This is a genomic window from Nocardia sp. NPDC047654 (assembly GCF_043205035.1).
Classification (GTDB): domain Bacteria; phylum Actinomycetota; class Actinomycetes; order Mycobacteriales; family Mycobacteriaceae; genus Nocardia.
Map to the genome: position 1 here is coordinate 72802 of NZ_JBIDDF010000005.1, position 15938 is coordinate 88739.

Here is a 15938-nt window from a genome sequence, read left to right on the forward strand (position 1 = left end):
TCGGGCGATGGGGTCCTCGTGGCGGGACCGGAATGTGCCCCGGTTTACGGCGTGTTCGCCGAGCGTGCCGCGGCGATGGAACCACACAACGGGCATGCGCCTTCCGCTTGTGGGAACTCGTCGTCCTCCGTGTACGCGTCCGCGACCAGGAATCCGCACCAGTGCAGGTCGTCGGCGAACTGGGCTTTGACGGCGATCGGCACGTCGGCGTCGGCCGCGCCGAGCCCGTCGAGCAACGCCAGCAAGCGCGGGTCGTGGATGCGCAGATCGCACCACGCCCGCGGGTGTTCGAGCACGAAGCCTTCCGAGTCGCGATGCAGCACGGCGAATTTCGACAGCGTCGCCGACCAGGGGAGCGGGGTGCTCGGTCGCGGCGCGGACCGCGTGAACGGGCGGATGGTGTAGAGGTCGCGTCCGCCGTCCCGCACCGTGATCGACAGCCAGCCGTCGTCGGCGAGCCTGCCCATCAGTCCGGCGACATCGTCACCGCCCGCAGCCATCTCCGCCAGGGTCGCCGGTCCGCGGTTCAGTGTTTCCAGCGCCTGGAGCTGACCGGCGGTCAGGCCGGTCAGCTTCTCCTCGCACGGCGGATCGGTCAGCACCGCGTCCGCCGTACCGGTCAGGCAGGTGACGCCGTGCCGGAACGCGAATCTGGTTTGCTGTGGATATGTGGCGGCGGGCATAGACCGCGTACCTCCGCTTGTCGGCTGACCGGCGCGCCTATTTCGCGGCGGCGGCGAAGGCGGGTTCCAGCTTGTCCAGGATGTAGGGCACCGAGAGCGCCGTGGGGGTGTTCACCGCGCTGATCTCCTGGGTGGTGAGGAAGACGACCGAACCCTTCCTGACCGCGGGCAGGTCGGCGTATCCCGGTAGCTGCCGGTACTTCTCGTCCAAGCCCGGAGCGTAGCCGGCCAGCAACAGATCGGCGGTCAGCTCGTCGACCCGTTCCGGTGACAGGGCCAGCCTGCCCTGATTGGCGGGCAGGTCGGTGAGGTTCTTCGGAATGCCGAGACCCAGTTGGGTGAACACCTTCGACGACCCGTCGTCGGGGTCGGTCAACACCATCAGCTGTGCCGGACCGGCCAGCCAGGTACTGGCGAACGTCTTGCCCTTCAGGCCGGGGTTCGCCGCGGCGATGGCGGCGATCTTGCCGTCCACCTTCGCGATCACCTTGCTCGCCTCGTCCGTCTTGTGCAGCACCTTGCCGAGGGCGGTGACCTGGTCCTGCCAGGGCGCCACCGACTCTTTGCTCAGAGCGGGCAGCGTCGGCGCGACACGGGACAGTTCGTCGTAGGTCTTCTGATCGGCGATGAACGGGTCGACCAGAATCAGGTCCGGCTCCAGGGTCGCGACCTGTTCGGCGATATTTCCGGTGGTGGTGAGCGCCTTCGCGGACTCGAGGCTCTTGGGCTCCCACGGCGGCGTGCTCTTGGAGGCCACCGCGACATTGTCGAGGTATCCGACCGGGACGACGCCGAGCGCGAGCGTGGTGTCCAGCCACTGGTTGCCGAGGGCGACGATCTTCTTCGGGTTGCCTTCGACGGTGGTCTCGCCACGGGCGTGGGTGATGGTCACCTTCTCGCCGCCGGACGCCGAGTCGTCCTCGGAGGATCCGCACGCGGCGACGGTGACGGCGAGAACTCCCGCCATCAGCGTCAGCGCCGCCCGCGGCCAACGGCCGCGCGTCCGAACGAACTTCATCGTCGCACCTTCCTTCAAAGCAAATCAGCCAAGGCTAACCTATGTCGCCGTGTGACGGGTATCGGTGCTCCGGGAAGCCGCGCCGCCACCGAATGATCCCCGCCGCCGCAGCATCGCGTCGCGCGGTGACGCCGAAGCGCAGATGGCGGCGGCTGCCCGGTTCACTCGAAAGAGGTGAATCGGTCGCGCTCGGATGTTCCTAGAGTCGACGGTGCGGCCCCTCGCTGCTCGGCCAGGAGCCGCATCAGTAGACGGGGGCTTCGCCAAATCCGAGGCGGAGTCGATCTGCGTGGCGCAATCGCTCATCTCAAGGCACATCCGGCCCGAGAGGATTCGACAATGACGACGTATGCACCGGTCACCATCCAGCAGGCGCAGTTCCCGATCGTTGAGTCGTTCACCCAGGAGACCCCGACCAACCCGCATTGGCAGTTGCTGGGCAGCGCGCGGCTGAACGACGGCAGCCTGGAACTCACCCCCAACGCCAATTCCCAGGCCGGGACGGCGTTCCTCGATCAGGCGTTCTCCTCCACGCTCGGCGTCACCATCGACTTCGACTACTCCTGCGAGGGAGCGGCGATGCTCGGCGACGGCTTCAGCGTCTATGTGATCGACGGCGCGCACACGACCCAGCCCGGCGGCATCGGCGCCGCACTCGGCTACTCCATCACGAAAACGGGATCGGGGCAGATCGTCGCGCCGGGAGTCACCGCCGGATTCGTGGGCGTCGGCTTCGACAACTTCGGGAACTTCGCCACGCCGCTGGCCGGTACCGGAGGCGGTACGCAGCGGCCCAATACCCTGGGCGTGCGCGGATCCGGCAATCTTCGAGAAGGGTTCGGATGGCTCACCGGCGTTCAGGTGCCGGGTGGATTTCGCGCGGATTGGGAGCGCGGCGCCCATATCCAGGTCTCCGTCATCAGCGGTCGGCTCACCGTTCGCCACGCCGACAAAGTCAACCCGAACGGCACCCTGCTCATCGACAACTTCGATCTCGCAGGCGCCGACGGTCAGCCGCCCGTGCCCGAGACCTTCAAGCTGGGCTTCGCAGCCGGAACCGGCGCCGCGACCGCCTACCACCGGATCAGGAACCTCAAGGTGACCCTGCCCGCGGAAATGCCTTTGGAGATCAGCGGCCCGCAGACAGCGCAGTCGGGACATCGGATCACCTACACCATCGACGTGCGCAATCTCGGCCCCAACGACGCCCCCGACGCCGTGCTGGACGCCGCCATCCCGACCGAACTGACCGATCTGGAAGTGACCTGCCAGGCCGAGAACGGGGCCGTCTGCGGCACCGCTTCGGTCCGCGACGGCTTACACATGCCGATCGACCTGCCCAAGGGCAGCAAGGCGACCATCACCCTGGCCGGCACCATCGACCCGCAGTACGAGGGCCGGCTCACCTGCACCAGCCTCATCGCCTCACCCTCACGCGCCAACACCGCCGAACGGCACTCCGGCTCGGTCACCACCGAGGTCGATCGGCCCCCGGTCACCGTCTCCCCCGTGATCGTCGGGCAGTGGCCCCAGACCTGGCCCGAGGACGCGAAAGGGTGGGTCATCAGCTACGACCTCACGCTGGCCGCGCACCAGCAGCGGGTGGTGTGGTGGGAGATCCGCTTCGACGTCCCGCCGCGAACCCGCGTCAATCCCCAGCAGAGTCAGTGGTACAAGGTGATCGAGGACGGCACCGACGGCTCGGTCGTCATCACCACACCGGATGACACCCACACCATCGAGCCCGGCGCACCCCTGACCGTGGCCGTGCAACTGCTCTACCCATCCCAGTACGAGGCCGGTGACGGCATTCTGCGCAACCTCCGCGCCACCGAGGTGACCCGCCCATAGTTGATCTCCAACCCCGTTACTCGGAGGCGGCGCCCGCCGAATCCGCGGGGACGTAGGAGTTGTCGAGACAGATCCGAGCAGACCGAGCAGTGATCGGACTCGGATCAGAGAGAAGTCCAGCCGAACAGCGTCAGGATGGCGCGAGAACCACTTCATCCTGACGCTGTTCGCGCCGTGTGGTCTCGTGCCGACATCAGCGGACACTGCGCCGACCCGGTGGATGGTGGGCCGCGCGGACGGCTCCGGTTGATGGTTACATCCGCTAACTATATAGTTTGCGGTGGTAACTATCTGGTGAGGGGCCGCCGTGACGAATCCACCCATCGAAGTCGATCCGGGCGATGTCCGGACCATCCGGCGCCGGTCGCGCTACGACCGGGACCATCCGCGCTACAAGTGGATCGTTCTGACCAACACCACGCTCGGTGTCCTGCTCACGGCCGTCAACTCATCGATCGTGCTGATCTCGCTGCCCGCGATCTTCCGCGGTGTCGGGCTCAACCCGCTCGAGGCGGGCAACGTCGGATACCTGCTGTGGATGCTGATGGGTTACCTGCTCGCCACTGCCGTGCTGGTGGTGATGTTCGGGCGGCTCGGCGACATCTTCGGCCGGGTACGGGTCTACAACCTCGGCTTCACCATCTTCGCGCTGTCGGCGGTCGCGCTGTCGTTCGACCCGTGGCACGGGGGCGCCGGCGCGATGTGGATCATCGTCTGGCGCGTCGTCCAGGGTGTCGGCGGCGCGATGCTGACCGCCAACTCCTCGGCGATCCTCACCGATGCCTTCCCGGCCGGTCAGCGTGGCACCGCGCTGGGTATCAACATGGTCGCGGCGGTGGCCGGTTCGTTCTTCGGCCTGCTCATCGGCGGCGTGCTCTCGGAATGGGATTGGCGCGCGGTGTTCTGGGTCAGCGTCCCGATCGCCGTCCTCGGGGCGGTCTGGTCCTACCGCTCGCTGCACGAGGTCGGCATTCGGACCGAGGGCAAGCTGGACTGGGCGGGCACCATCACCTTCGGCCTCGGTCTCACCGCGCTGCTGACCGGCATCACCTACGGCATCCAGCCCTACGGCGGCCACGCCACCGGCTGGACCAGCCCCTGGGTGCTTTCCGCGGTGCTGGGCGGCATCGTGCTGCTCGCGGTGTTCTGCGTGGTGGAGATTCGCGTCGCCGACCCGATGTTCCACCTGGGGCTGTTCCGGCACCGGGCCTTCGGGCTCGGCAATTTCGCCAATCTGATGGTCTCGATCGGACGCGGCGGCATGCAGTTCATGCTGATCATCTGGTTGCAGGGCATCTGGCTCCCGCTGCACGGGTACGACTTCGAGTCCACCCCGCTGTGGGCGGGCATCTACCTGTTGCCGTTGACCATCGGATTCCTCGCCGCCGGACCGATTTCGGGCTGGCTGTCCGATCGCTACGGGCCACGGCTGTTCACCACCGGAGGCGCGTTGCTGACCGGCGCGACGTTCCTGCTGCTGCTGATCATCCCGGTGGATTTCGACTACCGGCTGTTCGCGCTGATCACCCTGCTCAACGGTATCGGCAGCGGTTTGTTCTTCTCGCCGAACACCGCCGCCATCATGTCCAGCGTCCCCGCCGCCCAGCGCGGCGCGGCCTCCGGCATGCGCGGCACCCTGTTCAACGGCGGCAACGCGCTGTCGATGGGAATCTTCTTCTCCCTCATGGTCGTCGGGCTGGCGGCGAATCTGCCGTCCGCGCTGGACTCCGGGCTGCGCGCGCAGGGCGTCTCGGCCGGGGCCGCCGCCGAACTGGCCGCGATGCCGCCGGTGGCCAGCATGTTCGCCGCGTTCCTCGGCTACAACCCGATCCAGGAGTTGCTCGGTCCCACCGGGGAACTCGGCAAGCCGGGCGTCGACGCGCAAACCCTCACCGGTCAGGAGTTCTTTCCCGATCTGCTCACCGGCCCGTTCCATTCCGGATTGGTGGTGGTGTTCGTCTCGGCCGCCGTGATGATGTTCCTGGCCGCCGTGGCTTCCTGGTTCATCGGTACGAAATACGTCTACGACGAAGCGGCCGAACTCGCCGCGGCCGGACCGGCGGCGGAGGATCTGAGCGCCGCGGTACCCGTCCGCTGATCGGTGATCGGCGCAACGGGTTTCGCGCCCGGGCTGGCCTCGCGCCGCGCGAGGACTTACCGTCGATCGAGATGAACGCTGTCCCGACTCCGGTGGTGCTGTCGGTTGTCGTCTTCGTCGCGCTCATGACCGCGGGGCGGTGGCTGCTGGTCGACGAGACGGCCACCGATCGGCTGATCAACCGCACCTTCAGCTGGAACCTCGTAGGTCTGCTGCTGCACGAGGCGGCCGTCGCGTTGGATCGCCCCGACCTCGGGCCGCGCGCCTACCTCTGCGGTGGTCTCATGGCAGTCGCCAGCTTCTACGGGCTGGCCAGGCTCGTCGATGGCGCCGACGCGGCGACCGTTCACCGGCGTCAGCGGCGATACGATACGACGGCGGTCGCTGTCGCCGTTTCGCTGTTCGTCGTCACACCGATCCTGCGGTGGGCGTGGCGGATCGACTATGTCGAAGTCGTATGGACGCTGTCGGCGCTACCCGGGGGCGTCTGTGCGTTGCTTTTCGCTCGTGCCTGCGTTCGCGAGCTGCGCTCCAGAGGCGTTTCGATCAGGGAGAAGCTCACTTTCGCGGTGTTGCTCGCGTTCGCGATCTATTGGTTGATCTCGATGACGATCATGGTCGGTCGCGCGCTCGCCGGTACGCCGCCGAGCGAGCCGGGAAAGGTGTGGGCTCTCGCGGCGATCCTCATGTTCTCCGCCATCACCTTGGTGACCATGATCCCCTTGGTCACGGCGCTGCTGGCGCGCGCGGGCCTGGATCGCGCCGGGCGCGCCTGCCGCAGGCTGCGGCCGCTGTGGCGGGATCTCACCGCCGTGGTGCCGGAAGTCGTGCTGGCCGAGGATCTTTCCGCGCCGAGGGAGGCCAGCTCCCGGCTCTATCGGATGACCGTCGAGATCTGGGACGCGCTGCTGCACCTGAGACCATATGCGCCCGGCTCGCCCGCCGGGATCGACACCGACGCGCGTCGCTATGCGCTCCAGGTCGCGCTGGCCGTGCGAGCCAAGCGCGGCGGTAGCGCCCCGGTGTCGGGCGTCGCCGCCGCGGGCGCGGCGCAGGCGGAAGCTCGCGATCGTGCGGCGGAATTCCGGTTTCTGCTCGAATTGGCCCGTGCGTGGCCGGAGGCTGTCGCGGCCGTCGACTACCGGTCCGATGCGGTACAGACGGCCACCACTGCCGCGGTATCCCAATAGAAGGGCCGCACCTCGGCGATACGGCCGTCGGCGAAGGTGATCGTCTGCAAGATCGGGAAAGTGAGTTCGCGGCCCGTCGCGCGAGCGCGAGCGTGGACTTCCGTATGCACCACGACGGTCTCGGCGGCCGTGAGGAAACGCTGTTCGAGCAGATCGAAAGCTTCCCACGTCGCGCTCATCGCCCGGAAGAACCGCTCCATGCCGTCGTGACCGCGCCAGATCCCGCCGTAGGGCAAGTTCTCGGCTTGATGCAGGACCACCGATGGATGGAAGAACGGCGCGAGCAGGTCGAACGAGGCGTTGCCCGGCCCACCGGCCGCCAGGTATTCCGCTTCGGCCGCGTACATTCCGGTCAGCACGGTCATCGGGTCGGTCGTCGATCGCGTCATGCGGCCAGTCTGACCGCCGGAGGCGGGCGGGACCGGCGGTATTCGGACGTCGCGATGACCGCCGAGGCGGTTCCCGCGCACGCGCCGCGGCACGGGAACCGAAGGGCGGATCAGGGCGCGGCGACCGGCTCCTGACGGGTGTCGTGGCGCAGGCCGATGGACATGATGTCGGACGGTGCGTCGAGTTCGATGCGATGCCAGCGGTTCCGAGGGACCACGAAGGCGGTGCCCGGCGTGAGGCGGACCATCGTCTCGTCGTCGTCCGCGTGCTCCGGTCGCAGATACAGGCGCAGCGCGCCGGTCAGGCAGCACACCGCTTCGTCACTGCCGGGATGGACTTCCCAGTGGTCGGCGTGCACGTCGGCGTCGGATTCGACGTGGAAGGTCGCGAGCTGCCAGTCGCCGTCGCCGGTGGCCATCCGGCGTTCACCGGCCACCACCCGGCCGTCGCGGCCGAAATGAACGGCGCGGCTGAACAAATCGATCGAGTTCTGGTTCATGGTGTGTCCTTTCGATGTGATGGGTGGGGATACTTTCGGCTCTCCGGTTTCGATGCACTCCGCACTGTGGTGGCGACAGCCGCTCGACGATCGCCCGCGAGCCGGTGCCGGGCCGCTCGGTGAACTCCACTCCGCGATGGCTGTTCCGTCGACGGATGCTTCGCCCCTGTGGACAACCGTGCCGCGGCAGTCCGATCGGCTTCGGGCGACACGGGGCGTCGTCAGGTGCGCGCGGCGGAAAGTTCTGCGGCCTGCTCACCCTTCGGCGTCGCCAGGGGCATCGTGCGGCGCGTCGTCGGCAGCACGGTCGCGGCGACGATGCTCGCCACCGCGAAGAGTCCCGCCGCGCAGCAGAGCGCCAGGGAGTAACCATCGTTCAGAGCCGCGGGCGCGGTGCTGTTGCCGGTTCTCGCCGCCGCGACGGTGGCGAGCGCGGCCACGCCGACGCAGCCGCCGAGTTGGCGCGCGCTGTTGAAGACGCCGGAGGCCATCCCCGCTTCATGGGGCGCGACGCCCATGGTCGCCGCCGCGGCCACCGGGGCCAGGCACAGTCCGAGGCCGAAGCCGCCCAGCAGCGAGGGGCCGAGGACGTCGGCGAGGAAGCTGCCGTCGGGGCTGATGAAGGCGAACCAGCCGATACCGACCGTGGTCAGCACTCCGCCGAGGACCAGCGCCGCTTTCGGTGATCGCCTGCCGCCGAGACGAGTGGCCACCACTGTGCCGACGATGACACTGAGCGAGAACGGGACGAACGCCGCGCCCGCCGCGCCCGCGCTCATGCCCAGCACTTGCTGTTGATACAGCGACAGCAGATAGAACGCACTGAATTGTCCGGCCCCGGCGAGGAAAACGAACACATTCGCGCCGGACACCCAGCGATTGCCGAACAAGCCGAGCCGAACCAATGGAGTCGATGTCCGCGCCTCGACGGCGAGGAAGGCCGCGAGCAGCACCGCCCCCGCGCCGAGCGTGATCGCCGTGGTGGCGGAGAGCCAGCCGTGGTGTTCGGTCCGCACCACGCCCACCACCAGCAGACCGATTCCTGCGGTGCCGAGGACGGCGCCCGGCACGTCGATCCGTCCTCGCTTGCCTACCCGATCCGCGGTGACACCGGCCACCGCCGCACCGAGCGCGATCACCACGATCGGGACATTGATCAGCATGACCCAGCGCCAGTTCGCGTACTCGGTCAGCAATCCGCCGACCAGCACGCCGATCGCGCCGCCCGCCGCGTTCACCGCGCTCCACACGCCGAGCGCTCGCACCCGCGCGGGACCTTCCGAGAATGTCGTGGTCAGGGTGGCCAGAGCGGCGGGCGCCACGGCCGCCGCCGCGAGGCCCTGCACCGCTCGCGCGGCGACGAGCTGCCACGGCTCCTGCGCGAGGCCGCCGGCCAGCGAGGCGACCCCGAACGCGACGAGCCCGCCGGTGAACAACTTTCGCCGCCCGAACAGGTCGGACGCCTTCCCGCCCAGCAGCAGGAACCCACCGAAGGTCAGCGCGTAGATGTGCACCACCCAGGCCAGATCGACCGGCGCGAAGCCCAGATCTGCCCGGATGGCGGGCAACGCGACGTTCACCACCGCGAGGTCCAACGCGACCATGAACTGCGCGACGGCCACCGCCGTCAGCGCCACGCCCGGCCGCCCTACAGAGTTTTTATACATGTATAAAAACTAACCGTACGCCTCGCCCCGTGTCCACACCCTTTTCGGGGGATGGGCGAAGATGGACCCATGCCGAGCTCGTCGTCGCAGCCCCAGCGCACCGGCCGACCCGCGCGTATCTCCCGCGCGGACATCGTCGCGGCGGCCAACGCGGTGATCGAGGCCGACGGCGTGGAGAAGCTGACCATGCGCCGCCTGGCCACCGAACTCGGTTGCACGCCGATGGCGCTCTACCACCATGTGCGCGACAAGGAAGACCTGCTGCGGCTGCTGCTCAACGACTATGCCGACCAGGTGGTGTGGCCCGATCTGCCGGAGGAGCCACGACAGCGCGTCCGCGTCGCGGCGCGGGCCATGCGCGACGTGCTCGCCACGCGCCCGTGGGTCGTCGAAATCCTCGCCGCCGACGACCTTTTGGGCGTCTCCGCGCTGTGGGTCACCGAATCGATCGTGGACGGGTTCGTCGCCGGGGGCCTACCCCTGGAGCGCGCCGTGCAGGCGTACCGCGCCGTCTGGCACTACACGGCGGGCAACCTCATCGTGCGCGCCCGATCCGCCCGCCGGGCTACGGAGGACCGCCCCACCTTCCGGGCACAGGTCTTCGCCGACCTCGACGCCGACAGCTACCCCCGCCTCGCCGCGCTCGGCTCCGACTACGTGTCCCTCGCCGCCGAGGACACCTACGAACTCGGACTGGACGCCCTCATCGAGGGCCTGCTCCGGACGCCGTGAGACTCAGAACGTCACCCGCTGATCCGCGGGCAGGAACAGCTTGTCGCCTTCCTTCACCTCGAAGGTCCTGTAGAACTCGTCGAGATTGCGGACGACCTGGTTGCAGCGGAATTCGTTGGGGGAGTGGGTGTCGATGCTCAGGTAGCGGACGGTGAGTTCCTTCGTCTGCTTCTCCCGCCAGCTGCGGGCCCAGGACAGGAACATGGTGCGGTAGTCGGGATTGTCGATACCCCGGCGCTTCTCGGCGATGCGGAAAGCGGCCAAGGTGATCTGGAGTCCGCGCAGATCGGCGAGGTTCTCGCCGACGGTGAGCTCGCCGTTGACGTGCTGGTTCGGTTCCAGTCCCTCCGGCACGAGCGCGTTGTACTGGTCGACCAATTGCTTGGCCTTGGCGTCGAACGCGGCGCGGTCCTCGGGCGTCCACCAGTCGCGGCGATTGCCGTCACCGTCGTACTTGGAGCCCTGGTCGTCGAAACCGTGGCCGATCTCGTGCCCGATGGTCGACCCGACCGCGCCGAAATTGACCGCGGGCAGCGCGTCCTTGTCGAAGAACGGCGGCTGGAGGTAGGCCGCCGGGAAGACGATCTGATTGGAGTTCGACGAGTAGTAGGCATTCACCGTCTGCGGCGACATCCCCCATTCGTCTTTGTCGACCGGCGTGCCGAGGCGCGCGAACGCGCGCTTGACCTCGAAAGCGTTGATGGCGAGCAACGACTCGATCAGCTTGCCCCTGGTGATCTGGAGCTTGGAGTAGTCGACCCACTTGTCCGGGTAGCCGATCTTGGGATCGATCTTGTCCAGTTTCGCCAGTGACGCCGCCCTGGTCGCGGGCGACATCCAGGTCGAGTTGGTGAAGTTCTCCCGGTAGGCCGCGAGGACGTCGGCGAGCATTTCCTTGGCCCGCTCCTTGGCCTCCGGCGGGAAGTGCTTGGCCACATACACTTTTCCGAGCTGCTCGCCGAGCTTGTCGTCGACGATCGAAACCCCGTACTTCCAGCGTTCGGGCCGCTCGTCCTGCCCGTTGAGCACTCTGCCCTTGAAATCGAAGTTCGCGTCGTTGACGGCTTTGGGCAGGTAGGGCGCGAACTCACGCAGCACGTAGAGCTTGAGGTAGTCCCGCCAGGTGGCGATATCCACTTCGGTCCACAACTGGCCCGCCGCCGTGATGTAGGAGGGCTGGTTGACCACCATCGTCGCGAACAGCTCGCGCGGGCGGTCGGTGTTGCCGGACAGCCACGGGTCCCAGTCGAAGCCCGGAGCGAGTGCGGTCATATCGGTCCAGCTGTACACGTTGTACGTCGCGTCGGTGTCGCGGTTGCGCACGTTGTCCCAGTGCGCGGGCGCGATCCGCTTCTCCAGGTCGAACACCCGCTGCGCGAGACCGGCCGGATCGGCGAACCCCGCGCCCGCGGCGATGCGCTCGAGGAAGGACCGGTACTGCGTGAGCACCTCGGCGTATTCCGGCTTCCGGTAGTACTGCTCGCCGAGGCCGAGTCCGGCCTGCCCGACCGAAGGGATGTAGGCGTTCGAGTTCTTCCGGTCGACGCCGATGCCGAGCCCGATCAACCCGTCGATCGGCAGTTCGGCCATCACCTTCGCCAGGTCCGGCTTGGTGGCGGCGCCGTCGATCTTGGCGAACAGCGGCGCCAGGGGCGTCATGCCGAGCCGTTCGATCTCGTCCCAGTCCACCCTGGCGTCGTAGAGGTCCCTGATCTGCTGCTCTTCCGAACCGGGTTTCGGGTCTCTGATGCCGTCGATGATCTCCCGCAACTGCTGCTCGGTGCGCTCGCCCGCCTCACTGCCCGAGCCGTAGCTGACCTTGTCCGGCGGCAGCTGGTAGTCCCGCAGCCACTTCCCGTTGACGTGCCGGTACAGGTCGTCCTGCGGCCGGATCGTCTCGTCCACGCCGCTGAGATCGACGCCCGTGAGCGTCCTGCTCGCGGGTTCGGTGTCCTCCGAGCACGCGACCAGCGCTGCGGCGGCCGGCACGGCCCCGAGGGCGACCAGGAAGGCACGACGATCCAGCTTTGCTGGCCGACCGGTAGATGTCACGAGAATCCTCTCCCCGACGCGGCGGTGCCGCAGATGTACGAAGGCAGCCTTGCAGGACACGAGGCTACCGGCGCGGCGCCGGGTCGGCCGGGATTGGGGAATCGGGCACCGCCGTGTGGCCCCGATTTGGGAACGACCTGCGGGTTCCCATACACTAGACCGGTTGCCTGCGGGAGCTATGCCCGCAATCCGGCAGTGAACCCCCAGTGGTTGGTTCCGCGTTTCTTGCTCGAACCGAGGAAACCGCTGGCAGGCGCGCGTCCGGAGGGCAACCGACCATGCCCGTCGGGTCGGCAATCCGGCGTGCACATACGTCCAGGTCAAGGAGGACGCTGAAGTGATTCAGCAGGAGTCGCGACTGCGCGTCGCCGACAACACGGGCGCGAAGGAAATCCTTTGCATCCGCGTTCTCGGTGGTTCGTCGCGTCGCTATGCCGGTATCGGCGACATCATCGTCGCTACCGTGAAAGACGCCATCCCCGGCGGCAACGTGAAGCGGGGTGACGTCGTCAAGGCCGTCGTCGTGCGCACCACCAAGGAGCGCCGTCGTCCGGATGGTTCCTACATCAAGTTCGACGAGAACGCGGCCGTGCTCATCAAGGCGGACAACGACCCGCGCGGCACTCGTATCTTCGGCCCGGTCGGCCGCGAGTTGCGCGACAAGAAGTTCATGAAGATCGTGTCGCTGGCTCCGGAGGTGCTCTGACATGAAGGTGCACAAGGGTGACACCGTGCTCGTCATCTCGGGCAAGGACAAGGGCGCCAAGGGCAAGGTCATCCAGGCCTACCCGAAGGAGAACCGGGTCCTCGTCGAGGGCGTGAACCGGATCAAGAAGCACGTCGCGAACTCCGCCAACCAGCGCGGCGCCTCCTCGGGCGGCATCGTGACCCAGGAAGCCCCCATCCACGTCTCGAACGTGATGGTCGTCGACTCCGACGGCAAGCCGGCCCGTATCGGCTACCGGACCGACGAGGAGAGCGGCAAGCGGGTCCGGATCTCCCGTAAGAACGGGAAGGACATCTGACATGACCACGACGGAAAAAGTGCAGCCCCGGCTGAAGCAGCGCTACCGCGAAGAAATCAAGGACGCGCTGAACAAGGAATTCGGCTACGCCAACGTGATGCAGATCCCGGGCGTGGTGAAGGTCGTCGTCAACATGGGTGTCGGTGACGCCGCCCGCGACGCGAAGCTGATCAACGGCGCCGTCGAGGACCTGGCCCTGATCACCGGTCAGAAGCCGCAGATCCGCAAGGCGACCAAGTCCATCGCGCAGTTCAAGCTGCGTGAGGGCATGCCGATCGGCGCCAAGGTCACCCTGCGCGGCGACCGGATGTGGGAGTTCCTGGACCGCTTGGTCTCCATCGCGCTGCCCCGTATCCGCGACTTCCGCGGCCTGTCGCCGAAGCAGTTCGACGGCAACGGCAACTACACGTTCGGCCTGAGCGAGCAGTCGATGTTCCACGAGATCGACGTGGACCGGATCGACCGTCCGCGTGGTATGGACATCACCGTGGTGACCACCGCGACCAACAACGAAGAAGGCCGTGCCCTGCTCAAGCACCTCGGCTTCCCGTTCAAGGAGAACTGAGCACATGGCAAAGAAAGCACTGGTCAACAAGGCCAACGCCAAGCCGAAGTTCGCTGTCCGCGCCTACACCCGCTGCCAGCGCTGCGGCCGCCCCCACGCGGTCTACCGCAAGTTCGGCCTCTGCCGCGTCTGCCTCCGCGAGATGGCGCACCGGGGCGAGCTGCCGGGCGTGCACAAGAGCTCCTGGTGAGCTCGCGCTCCTCGTGAGCGCATCCGGATAGCAAGACACCGAGGGCACGGACTCACACTGAGTCCGTGCCCTCGCCTTCTATAGAGGCGCTTGCACCGCGGCAACACTGATCGGACACGGTTTCCCGCCGCCAACGCCGCCGTGGAGTGTTCGACCGAAGCTGGAATCCTGCGCCGGCTCACCGTCGGCCGCCGCGACCGTGCCTTCGAGTCGCCCGAGGCGATCACCGCATGGAACGGCTTCTTGCCAGACCTGCGGTCCTTTGACTGTCGATGATCCGATGTGTGGCCGATCTCGGCTGTGATTTGTACCGGATTTCCAGTTCGATGAAACGTTTTTGTGTCGACAGCGCTTAACGTCGCGGGGGCACAACAGTTGGTTCGGAAGGTGGCAGCGAGCGTGACAGGTACCGAGGCGAAGCTTGACGAACTGGTCAAGATCCTGACGATCGCTGCCGAACCGGCGGGTGAGGCCGGTGCCGCCAAGCGGGAGAAGAAGGGCGTTCCGAGCGTTCGCCAGCGTGTGAACATGCTGCTCGATCGCGGGACGTTCATCGAGACCGGTGCGTTGGCTCGTCAGCCCGACCGGCCGGATGCTCTCTACGGTGACGGGCTGGTCACCGGCCGCGGTCTGATCGGGGGCCGTCCGGTGGTGGTGATCGCCCACGATCAGACCGTGTACGGAGGGTCGGTCGGGATCACGTCCGCCCGCAAGTTCATGCGGGCCCTGCAACTCGCGTTCGACAACGCATGCCCGGTGGTGACGATCAATGATTCCGGCGGCGCGCGCATCCAGGACGCGGTGGGTTCGATCGCTTCGTTCGGTGATATTTCCCGGGTGTTGGAGAAATTGTCCGGGTATGTGCCACAGGTGTCGATCATTCTCGGCAAGTGCGCGGCGGGTTCGGTGTACGGGCCGATCAACACTGACGTGCTCATCGGCACCAAGGATTCCTACATGTTCGTCACCGGGCCGGAGGTGATCAAAGCCGTCAACGGTGAGGACGTCACTGCCGAGGAGCTCGGTGGCGCCGAGGTACAGGCCAGACGCGGCACCCTGCATCACGTGGCCGACACCGAGCAGGAAGCCTACGAGTGGGCGCGCAATTACCTGAGCTATATGCCGACGAGTTGTCTCGAGCAACCGCCGATCGTGAACCCCGGCCTGGAGCCGGAGATCACTGCCACCGATCGCGAGCTCGACACGATCATCCCGGATTCCGATCGCGCCGGTTACGACATGCACGAGATCCTGCTGCGGATCTTCGACGACGGTGAATTCCACGAAATCCGCGCCGCGTTCGCCCCGAATCTGATCACCGGGTTCGCCAGGGTCGACGGCTCTCCGGTCGGAGTGATCGCCAACCAGCCATTGGTGCTGGGTGGTTCCATCGACGCCGCCTGCTCGGACAAGTCGACCTACTTCATCCGGCTCTGCGACGCGTTCAATATCCCGCTGGTGTTCGTCGCGGACACCCCGGGCGTGCTGCCGGGTCTCGAGCAGGAAGCCAACGGTGTGATCATCCGCGGCGGGCGGGTCCCGCGTGCGATCATCGAGGCGACGGTCCCGATCATCAACCTGGTCGTGCGCAAGTCTTATGGTGGCGCCTACGGCATGATGGCGGCCCGGCAGGTAGGTGCCGATATCAGTTTCGCCTGGCCGACGGCCCGGATCGCGGTGATCGGCGCCGACAGCGCGGTGGACCTCATCGGCAAACGGCAATTGGCGGCGGTGCCGGAGGAGCATCGGGCAGTGGCGCGCGAGTTCATGATCAACCAGTACAACGAGACGATCGCCACCCCGTGGATCGCCGCCGAACGCGGCTACATCGACGCGGTCATCGAACCGGCGCGCACCCGTCTGGAGATCCGGAACGCGCTGCGCCTGTTGCGGGACAAGCCGCCGGTCAAGCCGGAGTTCAACCCGCGCAAGCACCCGGTGTACCCGATGTGATCTTCCCGTTGACTCCGCAGGGCGT

15 protein-coding genes are annotated in these 15938 nt (G+C 67.1%); 9 read left to right on the forward strand and 6 right to left on the reverse strand.

What is annotated here, in order from left to right; all coding sequences use genetic code 11:
* Window positions 1-44: 44 nt before the first annotated feature.
* Both ACGF7Y_RS17430 and ACGF7Y_RS17435 read right to left on the reverse strand, forming a co-directional pair.
* Entirely contained in the window at window positions 45-683 is a 639-nt protein-coding gene (locus ACGF7Y_RS17430; RefSeq protein ID WP_393234779.1) for a hypothetical protein, read from the reverse strand.
* A 37-nt stretch (window positions 684-720) separates the two neighbouring features.
* Window positions 721-1701, reverse strand: coding sequence for an ABC transporter substrate-binding protein (locus ACGF7Y_RS17435; RefSeq protein WP_393234782.1), 981 nt, complete (start codon window positions 1699-1701; stop codon window positions 721-723).
* Window positions 1702-2040: 339 nt separating this feature from the next.
* Here ACGF7Y_RS17435 and ACGF7Y_RS17440 point away from each other — a divergent pair, with 339 nt between their 5' ends.
* The 3 genes from ACGF7Y_RS17440 (at window position 2041) to ACGF7Y_RS17450 (ending at window position 6840) form a co-directional block, all read left to right on the forward strand.
* Complete coding sequence (locus ACGF7Y_RS17440) at window positions 2041-3552, forward strand: hypothetical protein (RefSeq protein WP_393234784.1); 1512 nt, start codon at window positions 2041-2043, stop codon at window positions 3550-3552.
* A 307-nt stretch (window positions 3553-3859) separates the two neighbouring features.
* Window positions 3860-5650 carry an MFS transporter gene (locus tag ACGF7Y_RS17445; protein ID WP_393234786.1) on the forward strand — a complete coding sequence of 597 codons (1791 nt, stop codon included), beginning with the start codon at window positions 3860-3862 and terminating at the stop codon, window positions 5648-5650.
* A gap of 71 nt (window positions 5651-5721) precedes the next feature.
* Window positions 5722-6840 (forward strand): DUF6545 domain-containing protein, encoded by a 1119-nt coding sequence (locus ACGF7Y_RS17450; RefSeq protein WP_393234788.1) that lies wholly within the window; start codon window positions 5722-5724, stop codon window positions 6838-6840.
* Here the strand turns inward: ACGF7Y_RS17450 and ACGF7Y_RS17455 are convergent.
* From ACGF7Y_RS17455 to ACGF7Y_RS17465, 3 genes are all read right to left on the reverse strand, one after another.
* Window positions 6789-7229 (reverse strand): nuclear transport factor 2 family protein, encoded by a 441-nt coding sequence (locus tag ACGF7Y_RS17455; RefSeq protein WP_393234791.1) that lies wholly within the window; start codon window positions 7227-7229, stop codon window positions 6789-6791. The two genes, ACGF7Y_RS17450 and ACGF7Y_RS17455, sit on opposite strands and share 52 nt — an antisense overlap.
* A 110-nt stretch (window positions 7230-7339) precedes the next feature.
* The gene (locus ACGF7Y_RS17460; protein ID WP_393234792.1) at window positions 7340-7729 is read right to left on the reverse strand and encodes a cupin domain-containing protein; all 390 of its coding nucleotides are present in this window, start codon (window positions 7727-7729) and stop codon (window positions 7340-7342) included.
* 221 nt (window positions 7730-7950) lie between these two features.
* Window positions 7951-9396, reverse strand: a complete 1446-nt coding sequence (locus tag ACGF7Y_RS17465; protein ID WP_393234795.1) for an MFS transporter — start codon at window positions 9394-9396, stop codon at window positions 7951-7953.
* 69 nt (window positions 9397-9465) lie between these two features.
* Between ACGF7Y_RS17465 and ACGF7Y_RS17470 the strand changes: the two genes are divergently transcribed.
* On the forward strand, window positions 9466-10128 hold the full coding sequence (locus ACGF7Y_RS17470; protein ID WP_393234798.1) for a TetR/AcrR family transcriptional regulator: 663 nt from the start codon (window positions 9466-9468) through the stop codon (window positions 10126-10128).
* Between the two features lie 3 nt (window positions 10129-10131).
* Here the strand turns inward: ACGF7Y_RS17470 and ACGF7Y_RS17475 are convergent, their stop codons facing one another.
* Window positions 10132-12180, reverse strand: a complete 2049-nt coding sequence (locus ACGF7Y_RS17475; protein WP_393234800.1) for a M13 family metallopeptidase — start codon at window positions 12178-12180, stop codon at window positions 10132-10134.
* 337 nt (window positions 12181-12517) lie between these two features.
* On the opposite strand from ACGF7Y_RS17475, the gene rplN reads away from it, so the two are divergent.
* The 5 genes from rplN (at window position 12518) to ACGF7Y_RS17500 (ending at window position 15913) form a co-directional block, all read left to right on the forward strand.
* The gene (gene rplN, locus ACGF7Y_RS17480) at window positions 12518-12886 is read left to right on the forward strand and encodes a 50S ribosomal protein L14 (RefSeq protein ID WP_039795505.1); all 369 of its coding nucleotides are present in this window, start codon (window positions 12518-12520) and stop codon (window positions 12884-12886) included.
* A 1-nt stretch (window position 12887) separates the two neighbouring features.
* Window positions 12888-13205, forward strand: a complete 318-nt coding sequence (gene rplX, locus ACGF7Y_RS17485) for a 50S ribosomal protein L24 (protein ID WP_040864865.1) — start codon at window positions 12888-12890, stop codon at window positions 13203-13205.
* A 1-nt stretch (window position 13206) separates the two neighbouring features.
* On the forward strand, window positions 13207-13770 hold the full coding sequence (gene rplE, locus ACGF7Y_RS17490) for a 50S ribosomal protein L5 (RefSeq protein WP_040864866.1): 564 nt from the start codon (window positions 13207-13209) through the stop codon (window positions 13768-13770).
* 4 nt (window positions 13771-13774) lie between these two features.
* Window positions 13775-13960: a type Z 30S ribosomal protein S14 gene (locus tag ACGF7Y_RS17495; RefSeq protein ID WP_014981705.1), complete on the forward strand. Its 186-nt coding sequence runs from the start codon at window positions 13775-13777 to the stop codon at window positions 13958-13960.
* A gap of 399 nt (window positions 13961-14359) precedes the next feature.
* Entirely contained in the window at window positions 14360-15913 is a 1554-nt protein-coding gene (locus tag ACGF7Y_RS17500; protein WP_393234804.1) for an acyl-CoA carboxylase subunit beta, read from the forward strand.
* Window positions 15914-15938: the final 25 nt, after the last annotated feature.

Coding starts and splice junctions, on each gene's coding strand:
- ACGF7Y_RS17430 (WP_393234779.1), bottom strand. CDS start 683: ATGCCCGCCGCCACATATCCACAGCAAACCAGATTCGCGTTCCGGCAC.
- ACGF7Y_RS17435 (WP_393234782.1), bottom strand. CDS start 1,701: ATGAAGTTCGTTCGGACGCGCGGCCGTTGGCCGCGGGCGGCGCTGACG.
- ACGF7Y_RS17440 (WP_393234784.1), top strand. CDS start 2,041: ATGACGACGTATGCACCGGTCACCATCCAGCAGGCGCAGTTCCCGATC.
- ACGF7Y_RS17450 (WP_393234788.1), top strand. CDS start 5,722: ATGAACGCTGTCCCGACTCCGGTGGTGCTGTCGGTTGTCGTCTTCGTC.
- ACGF7Y_RS17455 (WP_393234791.1), bottom strand. CDS start 7,229: ATGACGCGATCGACGACCGACCCGATGACCGTGCTGACCGGAATGTAC.
- ACGF7Y_RS17460 (WP_393234792.1), bottom strand. CDS start 7,729: ATGAACCAGAACTCGATCGATTTGTTCAGCCGCGCCGTTCATTTCGGC.
- ACGF7Y_RS17465 (WP_393234795.1), bottom strand. CDS start 9,396: ATGTATAAAAACTCTGTAGGGCGGCCGGGCGTGGCGCTGACGGCGGTG.
- ACGF7Y_RS17470 (WP_393234798.1), top strand. CDS start 9,466: ATGCCGAGCTCGTCGTCGCAGCCCCAGCGCACCGGCCGACCCGCGCGT.
- rplX (WP_040864865.1), top strand. CDS start 12,888: ATGAAGGTGCACAAGGGTGACACCGTGCTCGTCATCTCGGGCAAGGAC.
- rplE (WP_040864866.1), top strand. CDS start 13,207: ATGACCACGACGGAAAAAGTGCAGCCCCGGCTGAAGCAGCGCTACCGC.
- ACGF7Y_RS17495 (WP_014981705.1), top strand. CDS start 13,775: ATGGCAAAGAAAGCACTGGTCAACAAGGCCAACGCCAAGCCGAAGTTC.